Source organism: Actinoplanes sp. NPDC051633, from assembly GCF_040681735.1.
GTDB lineage: Bacteria > Actinomycetota > Actinomycetes > Mycobacteriales > Micromonosporaceae > Actinoplanes.
In genome coordinates this window covers 1-1,177 of the sequence record NZ_JBFAZH010001739.1, presented here as the reverse complement: position 1 = coordinate 1,177, position 1,177 = coordinate 1, and the positions used below count along the sequence as shown (strand labels likewise).

Genomic DNA, 1,177 nt, shown 5'->3' with positions numbered 1-1,177 from the left:
GAGCGATTCAAGCAATCTTTGTTAAGTATTGAGCAGAAACAAGAAAGACTAGATGATAGCCTTGAACGGTAACGTCGATCTTGGTTTCCGGCCATCACCGTTGAGCCCGCCGCACGGCGCGGCGAGCCCAACGTCGAGAGGCTGAAGATGGACCCCCTGACCATTGCCGCTGTGGTCGCCGGCGTGACCGCCGCCGGCCGGGCGGCAGTCGCGTACGCCGAGACGCGCCGGTTGCGCGCCCGCGCCGACCTTGTCCGCGCCGTCGCCGATCTAGCTCCCGGCACCGAGATCACCGGATCGGGCCGGGGCGGGGCCTGGAGTGTCCGGACGCCCGGCGCGCCGGCCGTGAGCGCCCCGGCCGGGAAGCGTACCGACGAGGTCGAGCGTGGCTGAGGTCGACGACGGCGGGACGCCGCAGAAGCTGGTGTTCCCGCCGGTGCCGCACGGACGCAGCGAAGCCGACTTCGACCTTTTCTGGTCGGACTGGGAGCCGGTGGTGCGGCGGGTGGCGCGCGCGAAGCTGCGCAAGGCCCGGGTGCCCCGCGCGTTGGTCGAGGCGGACGACGCCACCCACACCGTGTGGGTCCAGGTGCGTACGCGGTGGGCGGACGACGATTTTTCCACCAAGAAGGGGGAGTACAAGGGGCCCGGACGATACGCGCTGGGCGCCGTGCTCAGCGACTTCGTGCGCGAGCAGGTCACCGAGCTCAAGCTGCGGGCTGGCGCTCGCGTGATCGGCGGCGACGGCGAGGATCTCGCCGCTCCGGAGCCCGGCCCGGAGGATCTGCTCATCGAGCAGGAGGTGCAGCGCTACCTGAACGAGGCGCTCGAGCAGCTGACCGACAAGCAGCGCCAGGCGATCGAGCTCACCACCGCCGGTGAGCTGACCCGCGAGCAGATCGCCGACCAAATGGGCGTATGTGTGGGCACCGTGTCGGGCCACCGTGCGAAAGGGCTGGACCGGCTCATCGAGCTGCTCGGTCCGCTGCTCGCCGTCATCACCCCAGTGATCGACTGGTTCCTCGACGGGGATGGTCTCTTCGCCCTGCCGATCTTGTTCTTCCTCGCTGCGGCTGGTGCTGGGATCCTCTGCGTGCGCGTGTACGAGTGGCTGGTCAAGAGACGCCACAACGACGACCAGCACGACTGACCGAGCGGTCCCCGTCCCGAGTCTGGG

General features: G+C 68.6%; 2 protein-coding genes. Both read left to right on the top strand.

Annotated features, from left to right (window positions below; genetic code table 11):
- The first annotated feature begins 147 nt into the window (after nucleotides 1–147).
- Nucleotides 148–393: a hypothetical protein gene (locus tag AB0M20_RS44795; protein ID WP_364307707.1), complete on the top strand. Its 246-nt coding sequence runs from the start codon at nucleotides 148–150 to the stop codon at nucleotides 391–393.
- Nucleotides 386–1,150: a sigma-70 family RNA polymerase sigma factor gene (locus AB0M20_RS44790; protein ID WP_364307706.1), complete on the top strand. Its 765-nt coding sequence runs from the start codon at nucleotides 386–388 to the stop codon at nucleotides 1,148–1,150. The genes AB0M20_RS44795 and AB0M20_RS44790 overlap by 8 nt, the downstream gene beginning before the upstream one ends.
- Nucleotides 1,151–1,177 lie beyond the last annotated feature (27 nt).

What these genes read in the sequence shown, in the direction of transcription:
- AB0M20_RS44795 (WP_364307707.1), top strand. Translation starts at nt 148, where the DNA reads ATGGACCCCCTGACCATTGCCGCTGTGGTCGCCGGCGTGACCGCCGCC.